The organism is Pseudomonas borbori (assembly GCF_900115555.1).
Taxonomy (GTDB): domain Bacteria; phylum Pseudomonadota; class Gammaproteobacteria; order Pseudomonadales; family Pseudomonadaceae; genus Aquipseudomonas; species Aquipseudomonas borbori.
Map to the genome: position 1 here is coordinate 49,923 of NZ_FOWX01000025.1, position 15,231 is coordinate 65,153.

Annotated in this window: 15 protein-coding genes; 12 read left to right on the top strand and 3 right to left on the bottom strand. The window is 60.7% G+C overall.

The features are described from left to right. Positions 1 to 81: 81 nt before the first annotated feature. The 7 genes from BM315_RS25640 to BM315_RS17285 all read left to right on the top strand — a co-directional run bounded on the left by BM315_RS25640 (position 82) and on the right by BM315_RS17285 (position 7,623). The gene (locus tag BM315_RS25640; RefSeq protein WP_090503300.1) at positions 82 to 1,737 is read left to right on the top strand and encodes a methyl-accepting chemotaxis protein; all 1,656 of its coding nucleotides are present in this window, start codon (positions 82 to 84) and stop codon (positions 1,735 to 1,737) included. A gap of 372 nt (positions 1,738 to 2,109) precedes the next feature. Further along, the gene (locus BM315_RS17260; RefSeq protein WP_090503304.1) at positions 2,110 to 2,340 is read left to right on the top strand and encodes a ferredoxin; all 231 of its coding nucleotides are present in this window, start codon (positions 2,110 to 2,112) and stop codon (positions 2,338 to 2,340) included. 57 nt (positions 2,341 to 2,397) lie between these two features. Continuing rightward, positions 2,398 to 3,159 (top strand): SDR family NAD(P)-dependent oxidoreductase, encoded by a 762-nt coding sequence (locus BM315_RS17265; protein ID WP_090503307.1) that lies wholly within the window; start codon positions 2,398 to 2,400, stop codon positions 3,157 to 3,159. Positions 3,160 to 3,266: 107 nt separating this feature from the next. Continuing rightward, on the top strand, positions 3,267 to 4,208 hold the full coding sequence (locus BM315_RS17270) for a VOC family protein (protein WP_090503309.1): 942 nt from the start codon (positions 3,267 to 3,269) through the stop codon (positions 4,206 to 4,208). A gap of 2 nt (positions 4,209 to 4,210) precedes the next feature. After that, the gene (locus tag BM315_RS17275; RefSeq protein WP_090503312.1) at positions 4,211 to 5,095 is read left to right on the top strand and encodes a fumarylacetoacetate hydrolase family protein; all 885 of its coding nucleotides are present in this window, start codon (positions 4,211 to 4,213) and stop codon (positions 5,093 to 5,095) included. Next, positions 5,092 to 6,720 (top strand): MFS transporter, encoded by a 1,629-nt coding sequence (locus BM315_RS17280; protein WP_090503315.1) that lies wholly within the window; start codon positions 5,092 to 5,094, stop codon positions 6,718 to 6,720. The genes BM315_RS17275 and BM315_RS17280 overlap by 4 nt, the downstream gene beginning before the upstream one ends. Before the next feature lie 108 nt (positions 6,721 to 6,828). After that, complete coding sequence (locus BM315_RS17285; protein ID WP_090503318.1) at positions 6,829 to 7,623, top strand: IclR family transcriptional regulator; 795 nt, start codon at positions 6,829 to 6,831, stop codon at positions 7,621 to 7,623. Between the two features lie 27 nt (positions 7,624 to 7,650). Here BM315_RS17285 and BM315_RS17290 read toward each other — a convergent pair whose 3' ends face one another. Further along, a complete protein-coding gene (locus tag BM315_RS17290; protein ID WP_090503319.1) occupies positions 7,651 to 8,841 on the bottom strand; it encodes a thiolase family protein in 1,191 nt (396 codons plus the stop codon). Further along, positions 8,841 to 9,239: a Zn-ribbon domain-containing OB-fold protein gene (locus BM315_RS17295; protein WP_090503322.1), complete on the bottom strand. Its 399-nt coding sequence runs from the start codon at positions 9,237 to 9,239 to the stop codon at positions 8,841 to 8,843. Before BM315_RS17295 ends, BM315_RS17290 begins: the two co-directional genes overlap by 1 nt. Positions 9,240 to 9,379: 140 nt before the next feature. Here BM315_RS17295 and BM315_RS17300 point away from each other — a divergent pair, with 140 nt between their 5' ends. The 4 genes from BM315_RS17300 (at position 9,380) to BM315_RS17315 (ending at position 13,342) form a co-directional block, all read left to right on the top strand. Next, on the top strand, positions 9,380 to 10,081 hold the full coding sequence (locus BM315_RS17300; RefSeq protein ID WP_090503325.1) for an SDR family NAD(P)-dependent oxidoreductase: 702 nt from the start codon (positions 9,380 to 9,382) through the stop codon (positions 10,079 to 10,081). Positions 10,082 to 10,124: 43 nt separating this feature from the next. Then, positions 10,125 to 11,102: a fumarylacetoacetate hydrolase family protein gene (locus BM315_RS17305; protein WP_090503327.1), complete on the top strand. Its 978-nt coding sequence runs from the start codon at positions 10,125 to 10,127 to the stop codon at positions 11,100 to 11,102. Between the two features lie 210 nt (positions 11,103 to 11,312). Beyond that, positions 11,313 to 12,713 (top strand): aromatic ring-hydroxylating dioxygenase subunit alpha, encoded by a 1,401-nt coding sequence (locus BM315_RS17310; protein WP_090503328.1) that lies wholly within the window; start codon positions 11,313 to 11,315, stop codon positions 12,711 to 12,713. A gap of 53 nt (positions 12,714 to 12,766) precedes the next feature. Further along, on the top strand, positions 12,767 to 13,342 hold the full coding sequence (locus BM315_RS17315) for an aromatic-ring-hydroxylating dioxygenase subunit beta (RefSeq protein ID WP_090503331.1): 576 nt from the start codon (positions 12,767 to 12,769) through the stop codon (positions 13,340 to 13,342). 36 nt (positions 13,343 to 13,378) lie between these two features. Here the strand turns inward: BM315_RS17315 and BM315_RS17320 are convergent, their stop codons facing one another. Then, the gene (locus tag BM315_RS17320; protein WP_090503333.1) at positions 13,379 to 14,140 is read right to left on the bottom strand and encodes a DUF2889 domain-containing protein; all 762 of its coding nucleotides are present in this window, start codon (positions 14,138 to 14,140) and stop codon (positions 13,379 to 13,381) included. Positions 14,141 to 14,247: 107 nt separating this feature from the next. Between BM315_RS17320 and BM315_RS17325 the strand changes: the two genes are divergently transcribed. After that, the gene (locus tag BM315_RS17325; RefSeq protein ID WP_090503336.1) at positions 14,248 to 15,048 is read left to right on the top strand and encodes an SDR family NAD(P)-dependent oxidoreductase; all 801 of its coding nucleotides are present in this window, start codon (positions 14,248 to 14,250) and stop codon (positions 15,046 to 15,048) included. The last annotated feature ends 183 nt before the right edge of the window (positions 15,049 to 15,231 follow it).

Here is a 15,231-nt window from a genome sequence, read left to right on the forward strand (position 1 = left end):
TTTAGAATATTGCAGAGTGGATTATCTGTCTAGTCATGCCTGATCGAACCACCCCATTACAACAACATGAAAGGTACAACGATGCTCTCGCTCAGCCGCTTCTCCATTGGCGCCAAGCTGCTCATGCTGCCCGCCTTCTTGGTGTTTTCCCTTCTGGTTATCTCGGCAGTCGCTTATCAGGGGTTGTCCAGTCAGCAGGAGGTCATCGACGAGATGGAGCAGTTGCGGGTCAAGCAATATAAGCAGGCACTGGACATCTCGGCGGCGTCTCAGGCCGCCATGGCCAACGCCTATGCCATGGTGGTGCGGATTCTCGAGTCGAACGGTGACGCGTCGGCCGAAGAACTGGAAGCTTATCTCGAGGAAATGGAGCTGAGTGTCGAGGAAATGCTCGCGGGGTTGCGCAAGAGTGCTGCGCAAGAGCGCCTGGGCGAGGATGAGCGCGCGCTCTATCTGGCTTTGCAGGAGCAGGCCACGGTGGTGGCAGGCGGCTTTGCCGAGCTGAAAAGCATGGCCCTTAGCGATCCGATGCAGGCCGTGTCGATGCTTGGCAATCTGCGCGCCGACTACAATAGCCTGCTCGGGCAATTCGGACGCTTGTTGATATTGCAGGAAAGCCTGACGACGCAGGCCTTCAGCGACGCGACTCGGGTGGTGCAGAACGTTACCCAGGTGCTGATCGTGACCCTGCTCACAGCAGTTGGCTTGGCCCTGGTCGTAAGTTTGCTGTTGCGCGCGCACATCATTCGCTCGATTCGCGCCATCGAGCAGGCGTCCATCAAGCTGCGCGATGGAGATTTGACCCAGCGCGTGCGAATTGTTGGGCACGATGAGATTGCCCGGACCGCTCAGGCATTCAACGAACTAATCGAGAGCTTCCAGCTCGCCGTTCGGCAGGTGGCTGGCGTATCGGCTTCGGTGGGTTCGTCGGCAGAGGAGTTGGTGATTACCTCGTCCCAAGTGTCTGACAGTGCTACGAATCAGGCCAAGGCGGTTATCGAGGTGTCGGCGACGGTCGAGCAGATGAGCGAGGGGGTTGCTTCTATCTCCGCCAATGCCGAGGAGCTGAGGTCTTCTGCGGAGGCCAGTCTGCGGGGAGCGGAAGCGGGGCACTCGGCCTTGAACCGTCTACTGACGGAAATTGAAAGTGTACGCCTCGCCTTTTCGGCCATCAGCGGCTCGGTGGGGGATTTTGTTGTCAGCACCTCTGCCATCACTGCCAGCATCAATCAGGTCAAGGAGCTCTCGGCGCAAACCAATCTGCTGGCACTGAATGCGGCAATTGAGGCGGCGCGTGCCGGCGAAAGTGGCCGAGGCTTTAGCGTGGTTGCCGATGAGGTGCGCAATCTGGCGCAGCGCTCTGCGACTGCGGCAAATTCCATCAACGAGTTGACGCTCAAGTTGGAAGGCCAGTCGGCAGTCGTAGAGAGGGCCTTGCAGGCAGGCACAGTGGCCTTGGACGGCAGCGATAAGCTGTTGGGCGAGTTGGAGAGCACGCTGCAGGAGTCCGCGCGTCTGGTCGGTGACTCTACTCGTGGTGTCGACTCGATAGCTATCGCAGTGCGTGAACAGAGCGAGGGCGGGCGGGACATCGCCTCGAACGTCGAGCATCTCGCGCGCATGGCTGGAGAGGGGGATGCGATCACGCAGCAGGTATCCAATGCGGTGGTTTCCCTGCGTGAGCTGTCCGAAGAGTTGAATCTGGCGGTGAGCCGCTTCCGCTTCGAGACGTTTTGACCGCCACTGTACTGAGCCAGGTACGCCGTATGGCGTGTCGAAGCATGCTCTGATGAGGTATTCGTTCGCGCTCACCAGCGTTACATGAGTGGTTCTCGCCGGTTCGCTGGCGTGAATCTGAGGCGGGTGGCTAGAGTAAAACATGATCTAAAATCGTAAATCTGTTCATGTTTATCTGTTTTTATAGGGGTTATAAACCATTGCTTGTCACGCTCTGCTCCGGTTGCGCTGCGAATAACCCGCTAGATCGGCGATGGAATGCCGGATTTTTGGCCGTTCATCGTGCTTTCGCCTTGTCACACCCAAAATATTTACAAATGTATTAAAAGTGTTCATTATTTTGCTGTGCTGGTCCCTGATAAGGAGAACAAGATGAGTTCCGAAAAAGCGCGATTCCAAGTGGTAGCCGACCGCAGCCGGTGCTGTGGTTACGGCTTGTGTGCCGCCATCTGTCCGAGTATCTACAAGCTGGATGCCGATGGTCTGGTTTATCTGGACGACAAGGTCGTCCCGCCTGAGCTTGAGGAAGAGGCTCGCGAAGGTGCAGCAGCCTGTCCTGCCGAGGCAATCTGGCTTGAGGACATCACCGCCGAAGGTGACTAAGTCTGAGCTGTTCACGAGGCTTCAGGTCGCATTCACAGACAAACGGTGGAGGATGGGATGACAGGTCGTTTAGAAGGTAAGGTCGCACTGATCACAGGCACCGGCGGTGGTCAGGGCAGGGTAGCTGCACTGCGTTTCGCCCGAGAAGGTGCCATTGTCGTGGGCTGCGATTTTAATGCGCAGGCGAATGAGGAAACTGCCGCCTTGCTGCAGGCCGAAGGTCTGCGGTTGTATGGCTACGCCCCCGTTGATCTAGGCGATCATGAACAGGCCAAGGCATGGGTCGAGTCCGCCGCCGCAGAGCATGGGCGCATCGATATTCTCTACAATAACGCCTCGGCGGCGCGTTTCGGTGCAGTCAGCGAGTTCTCCGTCGAGGATTGGCGCTACACCATGCGTAATGAAATCGATCTGCTGTTCTACACCACTAAATACGCATGGAATTACCTCGCCGAGCAGCAGGGCGTGATTATCAACGTGTCATCGACTGCCGCCTGGGGCGGCTCCAAGGTCGCTGGCATCGCAGCGCATGCCGCTGCCAAAGGGGCGGTAGTTTCCTTCACCCGTCAGCTGGCTGTGGAGGGGGCGCCAGTCGGTATTCGCGCGGTCAGCCTGAGTCCTGGATTCATCGCTACACCAGGCACGGCTCCGTTTCTCGAGAACCCAGTCGCCCGTGCGGCATTGCTCGATGGCGTGCTCATGGATCGCCCCGGCGAGCCAGAGGAAGTGGTAGCCATGGCAGTGTTCGTGGCTTCCAGTGAAGCCTCGTTCATCACGGGCTCCGATTTCGTCATCGACGGTGGCCTGCTGGCCGTCTAAGAGATTCGGGCGGCGCTGCCGCCTGGATGGACATATTGCTATCGTCCGGGCAGGCCTTAATCGGAGCTTGGGACGAATGAAAATCGAACAAGAACAGGTGAATAGTCATGGACATCATTGGCATTGGCTACATGGGCTTCGAGACCGCGAACATCGACGCTTGGCGCGAGTACGGCCCGCAGGTGATGGGGTTCGGTATTGGTCGCTCCCCCGAGAGCGATCCGGACTCGCTGTATTTCCGTATCGACGACCGCCGTCATCGCTTCGCCTTCCATCCTGGAAAGATCGACCGTATCGCCTACATAGGCTGGGAGGCGATCGGGCGCATGGCGTTCGAGGATGCCCTGAAGAAGTTCAGTGCCGCTGGGGTCGAGTTCACCCGTGGTGATGCCGAGTTGTGTGAGAAGCGCGGGGTGCGCGAGCTGATTCGCTTCCGCGATCCGGTCGGCTATCAGCATGAGCTGTTCTATGCGCAGAAGTGGACACCGCGCTCCTTCCAGCCCGGCCGTCCTCATGGCGGCTTCCTGGCAGACGAACGCGGTGCCGGTCATGTGGTGTTGATCACCCCGGAATATACGCCGGAACTTGAGCACTTCCTCATCGAAGTCATGGGGTTCCGCTGGTACGGTGCTGGTGCGGGTAAGGGGCGTACGGGGTTCTTCCGCTCCAAGCTCAACAATCACACCAGCCACGATATCGCCTATGGCCACGGGCCTGGTCGCATGGGCGTTCAGCACGTAGGCATCGTGGTGAACAGCATCCGCGATGTCGGCGAGACCTACGATATCGTGAAGAAACGCGAGCTGCCGATGATGATGACCTTGGGGCAGCATTGCCAGGACCCGCATGTATCCTTCTACCACTTCAATCCGTCAGGCTTCGCGTTTGAAACCATTGCCGAGATCGAGCCATGGCAGGGGGACCACTATGAACTCAATCCCGAGGTGCTGAGCGTCTGGGGACACGAGATGGTTGGGCCTATCCTCGGGCCGAGCGTGCGTACGCCTGAAGAAGTGCTGGACCCGGAATACCTGGCCAACAAGCGCTGAGCATGCGCCTGGCACGCGTTGAGGTCGCCGGCGAAGCCTTCTGGGCATTGCTGGCGTCGCCATCCGGACCGCTAAGGCGCATTCGTGCACCTTTTGCCGAGTGGGTGGCAGCGCTGGCCAGGCAAGGGATTGCGGCGCTGGATCTGGCCGCAGAACCTATCGAGCTGGCGCGCTGCCGGCTGCTGCCGCCACTTCAGCCTGGTGCCCGGGTGTTTGGCGTTGGCTTGAACTACCTGAGTCATCTACAGCGTCTGGGTAGCGCTGCGCCGGCGCATACCCTGGCGTACCTGAAAACAGATTCGACCCTGCTCGGCCCGCTGGACGACATCCAGTACCCGCCGCTGACGGCCGAGCTGGATTACGAAGTCGAACTGGTGGCCATGGTCGCCCGGCCCTTGCTGGATGAGCCACAGGCGAACAGTTGCCTGCTCGGTTATACGGTTGGCAACGATATCAGTGCGCGCGATGCCGGCCGGCAGATCGGGCGTCTCGATCTGCTCACGCAAAAGGCCATGGATCGCACCACGCCACTCGGGCCCTGGATCGTCACGCTCGACGAGCTGGGCGGCACCGGGCAGCCGGCGCTGGAGATGAGCCTGAGCGTCAATGGCGAGCGCCGCCAACAGGACAATACCCGCAACATGATCTTTCCCGTCGACGAGTTGCTCAACTACCTCGATGCACGCATCGCGCTGCGCCCCGGCGATTTGCTGTTCACCGGCTCGACTCATGGAGTGGGCCTGGAAAGCGGGCGTTTTCTGGAGCCCGGGGATCTGGTCGAGGCGCACATTCAGGGCATCGGTCAACTGCGCAACCGCGTCGGCGCGCCACGCCGCTTGCATCCGGCGCGCGAGGTCGGGCGGCTGGGGCTGCCCGCCGGCGAATGACCACGGACAAACAAGGTGCCCCGGCGAGCGAAGCGGTGGCGGAGCACGCCTCGTTCTGGGCGCCGCTGCGTCATAAGCTGTTCGTCGGGCTGTGGCTGGCCTGTGCGCTGACCAACATGGCGATCTGGATGCAGACGGTCGGCGCCGCCTGGATCATGACCCTGTTGTCGGCCTCGCCCTTGATGGTTTCGCTGGTGCAGACCGCGATCACCTTGCCGGTGTTCCTGTTCGGCCTCCCGGGCGGGGTGCTCGCCGATCGCATGGACCCGCGCCGCCTGTTGCTGCTTACCCAGTCGGCGATGTTCGGTGCGGCCGCAGTGCTTTGCCTGCTGGCCTGGTTCGACCTGTTGCAAGCCTGGTCGCTGCTGCTGTTCACCTTCGTTCTTGGCACCGGCAGCGCGCTGGGCATGACGGCCTGGATGATCACGCTGGTCGGCGTGATCCCGCGCGAGCAGGTGCCGGCGGCAGTATCCCTCAGCGGCATTTCGATCAATGCCACCCGCGCCCTCGGCCCGGCCCTGGCCGGTGCGATGATAGCCTGGTGGAACAGCGCCTCGGTGTTCCTGGCTATCGCTCTGTGCATGGTCGCGGTGATCGTCTTCATCATCTTCCGTCTGCCAGCCAAAGCCCGAGTGGACGGTCTGCCGCCGGAAACGCTGTACGGCGGCATGCGCAGCGGCCTGCGCTATATCCGCCACTCGTCGGTATTATCCAGTGCGCTCAAGCAGGTGTTCGTTTTCACTAGTTGCGCCAGCGCGCTCTGGGCGCTGATGCCGCTGGTGGCCAAGAACGAGCTGGGCATGGACGCAGGTGGTTACGGCCTGCTGATGGCCTTCATGGGTGCCGGCGCGGTGATGGCCGCTCTCGGCCTGACCAGCGTGTATCGCCGTTTTACCCTGCGCCGGCTGATCGTCGCGGGTGCCTTTGCTTTCGCGGCGGCAACCCTGGCGGCGGCGCTGTCACACAGCCAGGTGGTGGTCTGCGCGATGCTGCTGCTTGCGGGCATGGGCTGGATGGCGGTGAACGCGACCATCTCCACCGTGGTGCAGACCTATGCGGCGAACTGGGTGCGTGCCCGTGTGGCCTCGGTGTACCTGCTGGTGCTCATGGGCTCTATGGCCGTGGGCGGCGTGTTGTGGGGCGCGCTGGCGCAGTATCTGGGCCTGGAAGACAGCTTGCTGCTGTCGGCGGCGAGCCTCCTGCTGGGGTTACTGCTGACCCGCGGAGAAACGATTGCCATGGGCCAGGAAGCGGATTTCGCCGACGCCCAGCAGACCGACAAACTGGTGCTGGCGGGCGAAGTGTCGCATGGTGAGGGGCCGGTCTGCGTGGAGATCAGCTACCGGGTGGGCGATGGCGAGGGTAAGGAGTTTCTGCGTATCGTCTACGCGGTCGGCCTGTCACGGCGGCGCAACGGCGCGCAGAACTGGCGACTTTATCGTGACCTCGGCGAAACCGATCACTACGTCGAGCGTTTTATCGTCGAGTCCTGGCTGGATTATCTGCGTCAGCAAGAGCGCGTGACGTTGGCCGATGAGTCGCTTGAACGTAGCCTGTCCAGGTTTCGTTTCGAGCCTCTGGCCCCCAGGCGTTATGTCTATCAGCCGCCTGCAGAGGTATTTTGAGCGAAATGTGGTGCGCGGCATAAAGTCTCCATATTAAATTTGTCGCACTACGTTGTTCTCGGTATAGAATTGCGTTCTGGCTCCCGCTACGTTAATCCGAGAAATTTTATGGACAGCACCGACGTTGTAGACCTCAATGATGCTCGCAAGGCTGCCGGCGCCGTGACTGTCAAGCCGGTCGCCAACGCGATTCGCATCCTCCGCCACCTGAGTCAGGTCGGAACGCCTGAGCGTTCGGTGGACATTGCCCGCCGTCTATCGATCAACCCAAGCACCTGCTTCAACATCCTGCGGACGTTGGTGATGGAGGATGTGGTCGATTTCAACCCCATGTCGAAGCGTTATTCGGCGGGGCTAGGGCTGGCCCGGCTAGTCGAGCAACTGGTCACCCAAGGACAGCGCGTGCAACTGGCAATACCACTGCTGCAGAACCTGGCAGCGCGACTCCGGGTGACGGTGACCCTGTGGCGGCGTATAGGATCGGATCGCATTGTGATCGTGAGTTCGGCCGCTAGCCCCACCGATGTGCGTATCGACATGGCGGAGGGCCAGCGCCTGCCGATGTTGATGGGCGCAAGCGGCAGGTTGTTTGCCACTCAGATGGACCTGGATGATCCAGAAATTCGAGCAGGCTTCGAAGGGATTCGCTGGGCGCGACCCTTGTCCTTCGAAACCTACTGCGAGGAAGTGCGTCTGGCTGCGAAACGCGGTTGGGCGCTGGACGATGGCCACTTTTCAGTCGGTATCCTGGCGGTCGCCGCGCCCGTCTATTCGCCCTCGGGCTCCATCGACTTTACCGTGTCGGCCGTTTTGTTCCGCGGTCAGCGCGATGAAGAGGGGATCAAGGTATTGGGCGAAGCGCTTGTCGAGTTCTGCTCCGAGCTTGGCAGTGTGCTGTTCTGAGGGGCGGTGGCTGCCCCCTCTTGCTGTTCACTCCCTGACCAACAACAGACTGCCGCCCAGCGGGCCGCCCCCGGCCGCCACGGTGGCGACGCGGTGCTCGGCGGTCTGCCGTCCTTCCGCGCGGCCCCACAGTTGCAGGCAGGCTTCGTGGACGTAGCCTAGGCCGTGGGTTCGCCCCCCAGACAGTTGACCGCCATTGGTGTTGATCGGCAGGTCGCCGTCCAAGGCAATTCGCTGCCCCCCTTCGACGAAGGCGCCGCTCTGGCCCACAGGGCAAAGCCCCAGCGCTTCCAGCCAGATCATGGTCAGAATCGAGAAACCGTCATATAGCTGGGCCGAATCGACGTCGCTCGGCGTGTAGTCGGTGCGCGCCCACATCATCCGGCCCACATCGAACGCCGCCATCTCGGTCAGCGAGATCTGATCCCATGACCAGGGCTGGTTGAGCGCTGCGCCGATCGCCTCGATGCGGATCGGCGGCTGGCGCGTGTCCCGCGCGGCATCCCTGCGTGACAGGACAATGGCGGTCGAGGCGTCGCAGTGCACGTCACAATCGAACATCCGCAGCGGCGTGGAAATCATCCGCGACTGCATGTAGTCGTCCATCGACATTGGCGTGCGGTAGATGGCCTTCGGGTTGCGCATCGCGTTTCGCCGGCAGGTCAGGGCGATTTGCGCGAGTTGCTCTGCTTGCGTGCCATATTCGTGAAAATGCCGTTGCGCATACAGGGCCATCAAGTTGATGCCCGACAGCACGTTGAACGGCGTGAACCATTGCCAGGAATAGCTGCTGTCGCGGCCCTGGGTCTTGTTACTCAGCGCACCGGCCTGCTTGTTATGGACGCGTGCTGACGCCTCGGTAATGGTGCGGAACACCAGCACGTGGTTGCACAGCCCTGCAGCAATGGCCATGGCGCCATTGATCACCCCCGCAAGCGGGCCAGGACCCTCGTAGCCTCCACCAAACCAGTTGACGTTCAACCCCAGGGCGCTCTTCAGTGCGCTGGGGCCGACCGGCGAGAAGGGGTCGCCGTTATTGTTGTCGCCCGGCCAGCATGCCACGCCATCGATGTCGCTACGCTCGAGTCCGGCATCGGCGACGGCTTCCAGGCAGGCATCGACGGTTAGGCGCATGGCCGATTTCGACGATGGGCGGCCCACTTCGGACTGGCCGATGCCGGTGATGGCGACCTCTTTTTCATAGCGATGATCGAACATCATTGATCCCTTTCGAACAGTGGCAGCCAGACATCTTCGACGTGCAGGAAGCTGACCCGTACCGGCATGTCTATGCGCACCGCAAGCGGATCCATGCCCACTATATTGCTGATGAAGCGCAGACCCGGCTGCTCGGCCAACTCGACGATTGCGACGACGTAGGGGACTTCGAGCTCGGCGATCCACGGCTGATAGTTGAGGGTGTAGCTGAGCACCTTGCCCTTGCCGGAGACCGCGTGCGGTTCGACTTCCAGGCTCGCGCAATGCGGGCAGATCGGTCCCGGTGGATGGAAAAAGCGTTCGCAGCCATGGCAGCGGTGAATCAATAGTTCGCCGTGCTCACCACCTTGCCAGAAGGCACGATTGTCGGCGTTGAGGGCGGGCAGTTTTCTAGGCATCAGGCATTCCTGGAAGAGGCGGCGACTCATGGGGACACGTTAGCATTTGTACATATTTTTGAAAAGTGTCATATTTTATGCCTCCGTGTGGGTGGGCCTAGCCATGGCCGAGCCGTAAACAAAACAAGAGGAACTCCACTATGTCTCCGTCTTTGCAGGACAAGATTGTCATCATAACCGGCGGCTTCGGCGCTTTGGGCAGCAGTCTCGGCCAGCTATTGCTGGAGCGTGGCGCGCGTGTCGCATTGCTCGATCGCGCGGATGCCCCCGCAGCCTTGCGCGATGTGCAGAATTTGCTGCCATTGGGGGGCGTTGATCTGACGTCCGCGGACTCGGCCAAGGAGGCGCTGACTCGTGTGGCCGAGCATTTCGGCCGCATCGATGGCCTGGTCAACGTGGCTGGCGGCTTTGCCTGGGAAACCCTGGAAGACGGCAGCCTGGAAACCTGGGATCGCCTGTACCAGATGAACCTGCGCACAGCCGTGGTCAGTTGCCAGGCGGCACTGCCGCATCTGCTGGCTGCGCCGGCGGGCCGTATCGTCAATATCGGCGCGCTGGCCTCGCTGAAAGCATTGCAGGGGATGGGCGCCTATGCTGCATCCAAGGCCGGTGTTGCGCGCTTGACCGAGGCGCTGGCCGAGGAGCTGAAGGATCGCGGCATTACGGTCAATGCGGTGTTGCCGAGCATCATCGACACGCCCGCCAACCGGGCGGACATGCCGGATGCCGACGCCAGTCGCTGGGTCTCGCCGACAGCGCTGGCCGGGGTGATCGCCTTCCTTCTGTCGGATGACGCCGCAGTGGTGACTGGCGCCTGCATGCCGGTGGCGGGGCGAGTATGAGCAGTGTGACCCGCTGGGTTTTTTCGATGGGAGCGGATAGCCAATGAGACTCGTGACCTTTACCGATGACACAGGCTTCGAGCGTGCCGGTGCCTTGCTCGAGAACGATCAAGTTGTGCTCGATCTGCAGCAGGCCTATCGCACGCTGCAGGGGCGTGATAGCGCGCAGCTCGCCAGTGTGCTTGCGTTGGTCGAAGCCGGTGAGCCGGCGCTCGAACTGGCCCGCTCGTTGCTGGCGCAAGCACCTGCAGGCGCGGTGTTGCAGCGCTCCGCCGTCAAGTTGCGGGCGCCGATCCAGCCACCACCGCAAATGCGCGACTGTTCCTGCTTCGAGTTGCACCTGCGGCAAAGCTTCGCCGCGGCGCGTCGGGCGCGGGCACTGCGCACGCCCGATCCGGAAGCTACCTTGCGGGAAATGAACACCCGTGCCGACGATCGCGTCATCGACACCTTCAACCGTCAGCCCATCTATTACAAATGCAACCGTTTCGCGGTTATCGGCATGGACGACGAGTTCCAGTGGCCGAGTTTCAGCAAGGCGATGGATTTCGAATTGGAGTTCGGTTGCTACATCGGCAAGCGTGGCAAGGACATCAGTCGCGAGGATGCACGTTCGCACATTGTCGGCTACACCATCTTCAACGACATGAGCGCGCGGGATGCCCAGGCCAAGGAGATGCCCGGCATGCTCGGTCCGGCCAAGAGCAAGGACTTCGACACCGGCAACATCATGGGGCCGTGCCTGGTGACGGCCGATGAGCTCGGCGATCCTTATGACCTGAACATGGTTGCGCGAGTCAATGGCGAAGAGTGGGGGCGCGGCAATACCCGAGATATGCGCTGGCGCTTCGAGGACGTTATCGCCCACGTGTCGCGCTCGGAAACCTTGTATCCCGGTGAGTTTCTCGGCTCGGGTACGGTGGGCAACGGTTGCGGCCTGGAGCAGTTGCGCTACCTCAAACCGGGTGATTTGGTTGAGTTGGAAGTCGATGGCATCGGTGTGCTGCGTACCCGTGTGTGAGCTGCCGAGAAAACTGTGTCCTGATGTGTATGTCCGACCGCCGGCAGTTCGTCGCGCAAACCCGCCGCGCATGGCCTTTAACGGGCGTAATACCTGAAGTGAAGGGTATTTGATCGCCAGGCACAACGCTAAAGGTGTACATTTTCTATAAAAGTGTCTTATATTTTGCTGCGTCTCAAATAGCCGTAGCGCCCTGAACAGGAGGCATTCATGCTAACAACAACAAGCCCTGTGTTGTCCGACGGAACCAAGGTTTCGGATCTTATCTATCCCTCGACCCGCGAAGTGCAGATGCGTGTGCTGTCGGATCGGGAAATTTACGAGCTGGAGATGGAAAAAATCTTCGGCAAGATCTGGGTCCTGCTCGGGCACGAATCGGAGATCCCCAACTCGGGCGATTTCATGGTGCGCGATATGGGTTCGGATTCCGTGATTGCCGCTCGCGGCAAGGACGGTGAAGTCTTCGTGTCGCTTAACGTCTGCCCGCACCGTGGTATGCGCATCAGCACTGCCGATTGCGGTAATACGCAGATCCACAAGTGCATCTATCACGGCTGGGCGTTCCGCCCAAACGGCGACTTCATCGGTTCGCCGATCGAGCGCGAGTGCATGCACGGCAAGATGATGGCCAAGGAGGAGCTGGGTCTGAAGAAGGCCCGCGTGACGCTCTATGGCGGCCTGATCTTCGCCACCTGGAACATCGACGGACCGTCCTTCGACGAATTCCTCGGCGATGCCAAGTGGTACTACGACATGCTCTTCTGCCGCAGCGACAAAGGCATGGAGGTATTGGGTCCACCGCAGCGTTTCATCGTCAATGCCAACTGGAAGACCGCTGGCGAACAGTCGGCAGCAGATGGCTTCCATACCCTGACCTTGCACCGCTGGCTGGGCGAAGTTGGCAACTACGCCAAGAAAGGCGAAGGCGAGGGCGAAGGTACGGACCTGAGCCCGGAAATGATCGGCGTGGAAATCAGCTCGCCGCATGGCCATGCGCTGCGTTGCATCGATCTGGCGCGCAAGATCAAGCGTCTGACCGGCCTCGATCCCGCCGAGCTTTCAGTCCAGGAAAAGCTCGATGCCTTACCGCCGGCCGGCATGACCCGCGATATGGTCGAGCAATTGGCACGCAATCTGACTGAGGACCAACTGCAGGTGCTGACCACCATGCCTCCGCAGGTTGGTGGCATGTTCCCGAATATTCTCTTCGGTTTCGTCTACATTCCTCAGCCCGACGGTACTGTGGTCGGCTCCATGACCTTGCACGCCTATGTGCCGCACGGCCCCGATAAGCTCGAGTTCGTCAACTGGATCTTCGCCGAGAAAGATGCACCGGCCGAGCTGCGCGAGAAGATGCTCAAGCAGACCATCCAGTTGTTCGGCACCTCCGGCATGGTCGAGCAGGACGACTCCGACACCTGGCCGCACATGACGCTGTCCGCCAAAGGCGCCATGGGTCGCAAGAGTACGTTGAAATACCAGGCTTGCTTTGAAACCGGTGCGCCCGAGGGCTGGCCGGGCCCTGGCATCGTCAATGAAGGCTTTACCAAGGACGATACCCAATGGCACTGGTGGTTGTATTGGCATGAGCTGATGACCGCGCAGGATTGATCTGCGCGTCCGCTCATCCCTAGCTCACAACAATAAGTTTCAGGGAGTTACCCATGGCTCAAGTACAAGAACGCGGTGCCGAGCAGATTCAGCCGGGCTCGCCGGTCGGCATCAAGCGTGTTTCTATCGGTTCGGATCTCTACAATCAGGTACTGACCTTCCTCTACGAGGAGGCCACGCTACTCGACCAGATTCGCCTCAAGGAATGGAGCGAGCGGCTTGCCACTGACTTGGTCTACACCGTGCCGCTGCGGCATACCCGCCTGCAGGCCGAGCAGTCGGCTAGCATCGTGCGCAGCGTACAGCATTACCACGACGACTACCGTTCGATCATGGGGCGCATCCTGCGCCTGTCAGGCAAGAGCGCCTGGGCCGAGGACCCACCCTCGCGCACGCGGCGGCTGGTCACCAATGTCTTCGTCGAGGAGACGGAAAAGGCCAATGAGTTCGTCGTCACCAGCTACCTGTTGCTGACCCGCAACCGGTTCAAGGACCATCACGTCGATATCGTCAGTGGCGAGCGGCGCGATGTACTGCGTCTAGGCGAGGATGGTTTCAAGTTGGCGCGTCGTGAGGTCATCATCGACCAGGCCGTGCTGGGAACGCCCAATCTCGCGGTTTTCCTCTAGCAGGTGCCAGACCTTCGAGCCTTACCGGAGCCGCCTTCAGGCCGAACCGGTATGGCTCGGGGCCAATTGGCCGAGCCAGTCTTGGTCGTCGGCGCACAGGGCCGATTGTGCAGCGCTGAAATCCCAGGTCGACCCTATCATTCTTGAGGCAAACACGGCCCGCTCCGGCTGTTGGCTGTAGCAGAGACCGGTGCTCGCCGCATGTGCCTGGGCGTCGAGGTTGTATGCCCTGCCCAGGGAAATCAGCGTGCAGCGGCGCAGTAATAGTGCAGCTTCCGCTTCTTCGTTGGAGAGGTTATTCAGCGCCCATCGTGCCATGCCCTCACGCAAGTTGACGCCAGCGTAGGCTGTAGGCGCTTGGATGATTGAGCCCTGTACCTCCCACGCCAGCTGTTCAATGCCATCACAGAGCAATGTCGCCCTGGTGTGCTCGTTGACGCGCTGGGGAACCTGTATGTCGTAACGGCGCCGGATGGTTTGGCGTGCAGCATTGGCAATCGCCAGGCCGGCCAGGTCGAGCAGGTGGGTACATTGGTGTTGTGCATCGACCTGGCGTGTCACTGAATGGGCAATGCGATCGAGGGGCATACCGAGTAATTGCTGCAGCTGTTCGGTAGCCTGAGGGCAAGCGGAATAGGGATAGCGCAGTGCCTCGCCGCCGATGGCGGTAAGCACTCCCCGATCATGGCGCGCCCAAACGCGGAAATGATGGAAGTCGTCCTCCAGAGTGGCGCGTACTTCACCTGCAGCGTGCTGCTGCGACGAAGCGATGTCCACTCGACGGCGAAAGGTGCTCATAGCTAATTATCCTTACAGTTGTTCTAGCCGTGCTTGTAACGTTGGATTAGGATGTATCTGAACACTATAAACAAAAATGTTCATCTAAAACAAAAAAGGAGTTCCCCATGGGGCTGCTGCAAGAACAGGTGGCGCTGATCACGGGCGCAGGCGGAGGCATTGGTCGGGGCGTAGCGCATAGTTTCGCCAAGGCAGGGGCGGCGGTTGTGGTCGCCGAACTTGATGTAGACAGCGGTAAAGCGGTGGCCGAGGAGCTGCAGGCTCTAGGCGCGCGGGCGCTATTCATCAAGACCGACGTCTCTAGCAAGAGTGATATCGAAGCGGCTATCCAGCTGGCAGTCGAGCAGTTCGATGGCCTGGACATTCTGGTCAACAATGCCTTCGCGCCAACCCCCAACGTGCTGCTCGAGGAGAAGACCGATGCAATGCTCGCGCAAACCCTCGACTCGACTGTATGGGCGGCCTGGTGGTCGATGAAGGCCGCGCTGCCGCATATGCAAGCGCGGGGCGGCGGCAAGATCATCAATTTCTATTCGATCGACACCGAGATCGGCGCCTGGCTGCACGGTGACTACAACACAGCGAAGGCGGCGATTGTCGGCCTGACGCGTAGTGCCGCTTCGGAGTGGGGGCGTTTCAACATTCGGGTGAACGCCATCGCGCCGACAGCCATGGGGGCGACCTTCCATAAGTTGGCGGAGGAGAACCCGGGTTTCGCCGAAAAATCCGCATCGATGCGGCCGCTGGGGCGTTGCGGAGAGCCGGAAGAGGATATCGGGCCAGTGGTGGTATTCCTGGCTTCGGAAATGTCGCGGTTTGTTACCGGCGAGACCATTCATGTCGACGGCGGCCTGCACCTGCCGGGTTACAACTCGCGGCCGGCCGGCGTGCCTATCCGGGAGTATTGAGGCACAGGCACAACTCCCGTTGCGCCTTGAGCAGGTTCATCCACGTCAGCGCCAGTCGTTGGCGTGTTTTCCAGTGAGCGTCACCGCTGGGTGTTTGGTGTGTAGCCTGGGCAGATTGGCGTAGCTCAATCCCGTAGTTGCCTTCACTGTTGCGCTTCTGGCTGATGCTGTTGCTCGGCCAGC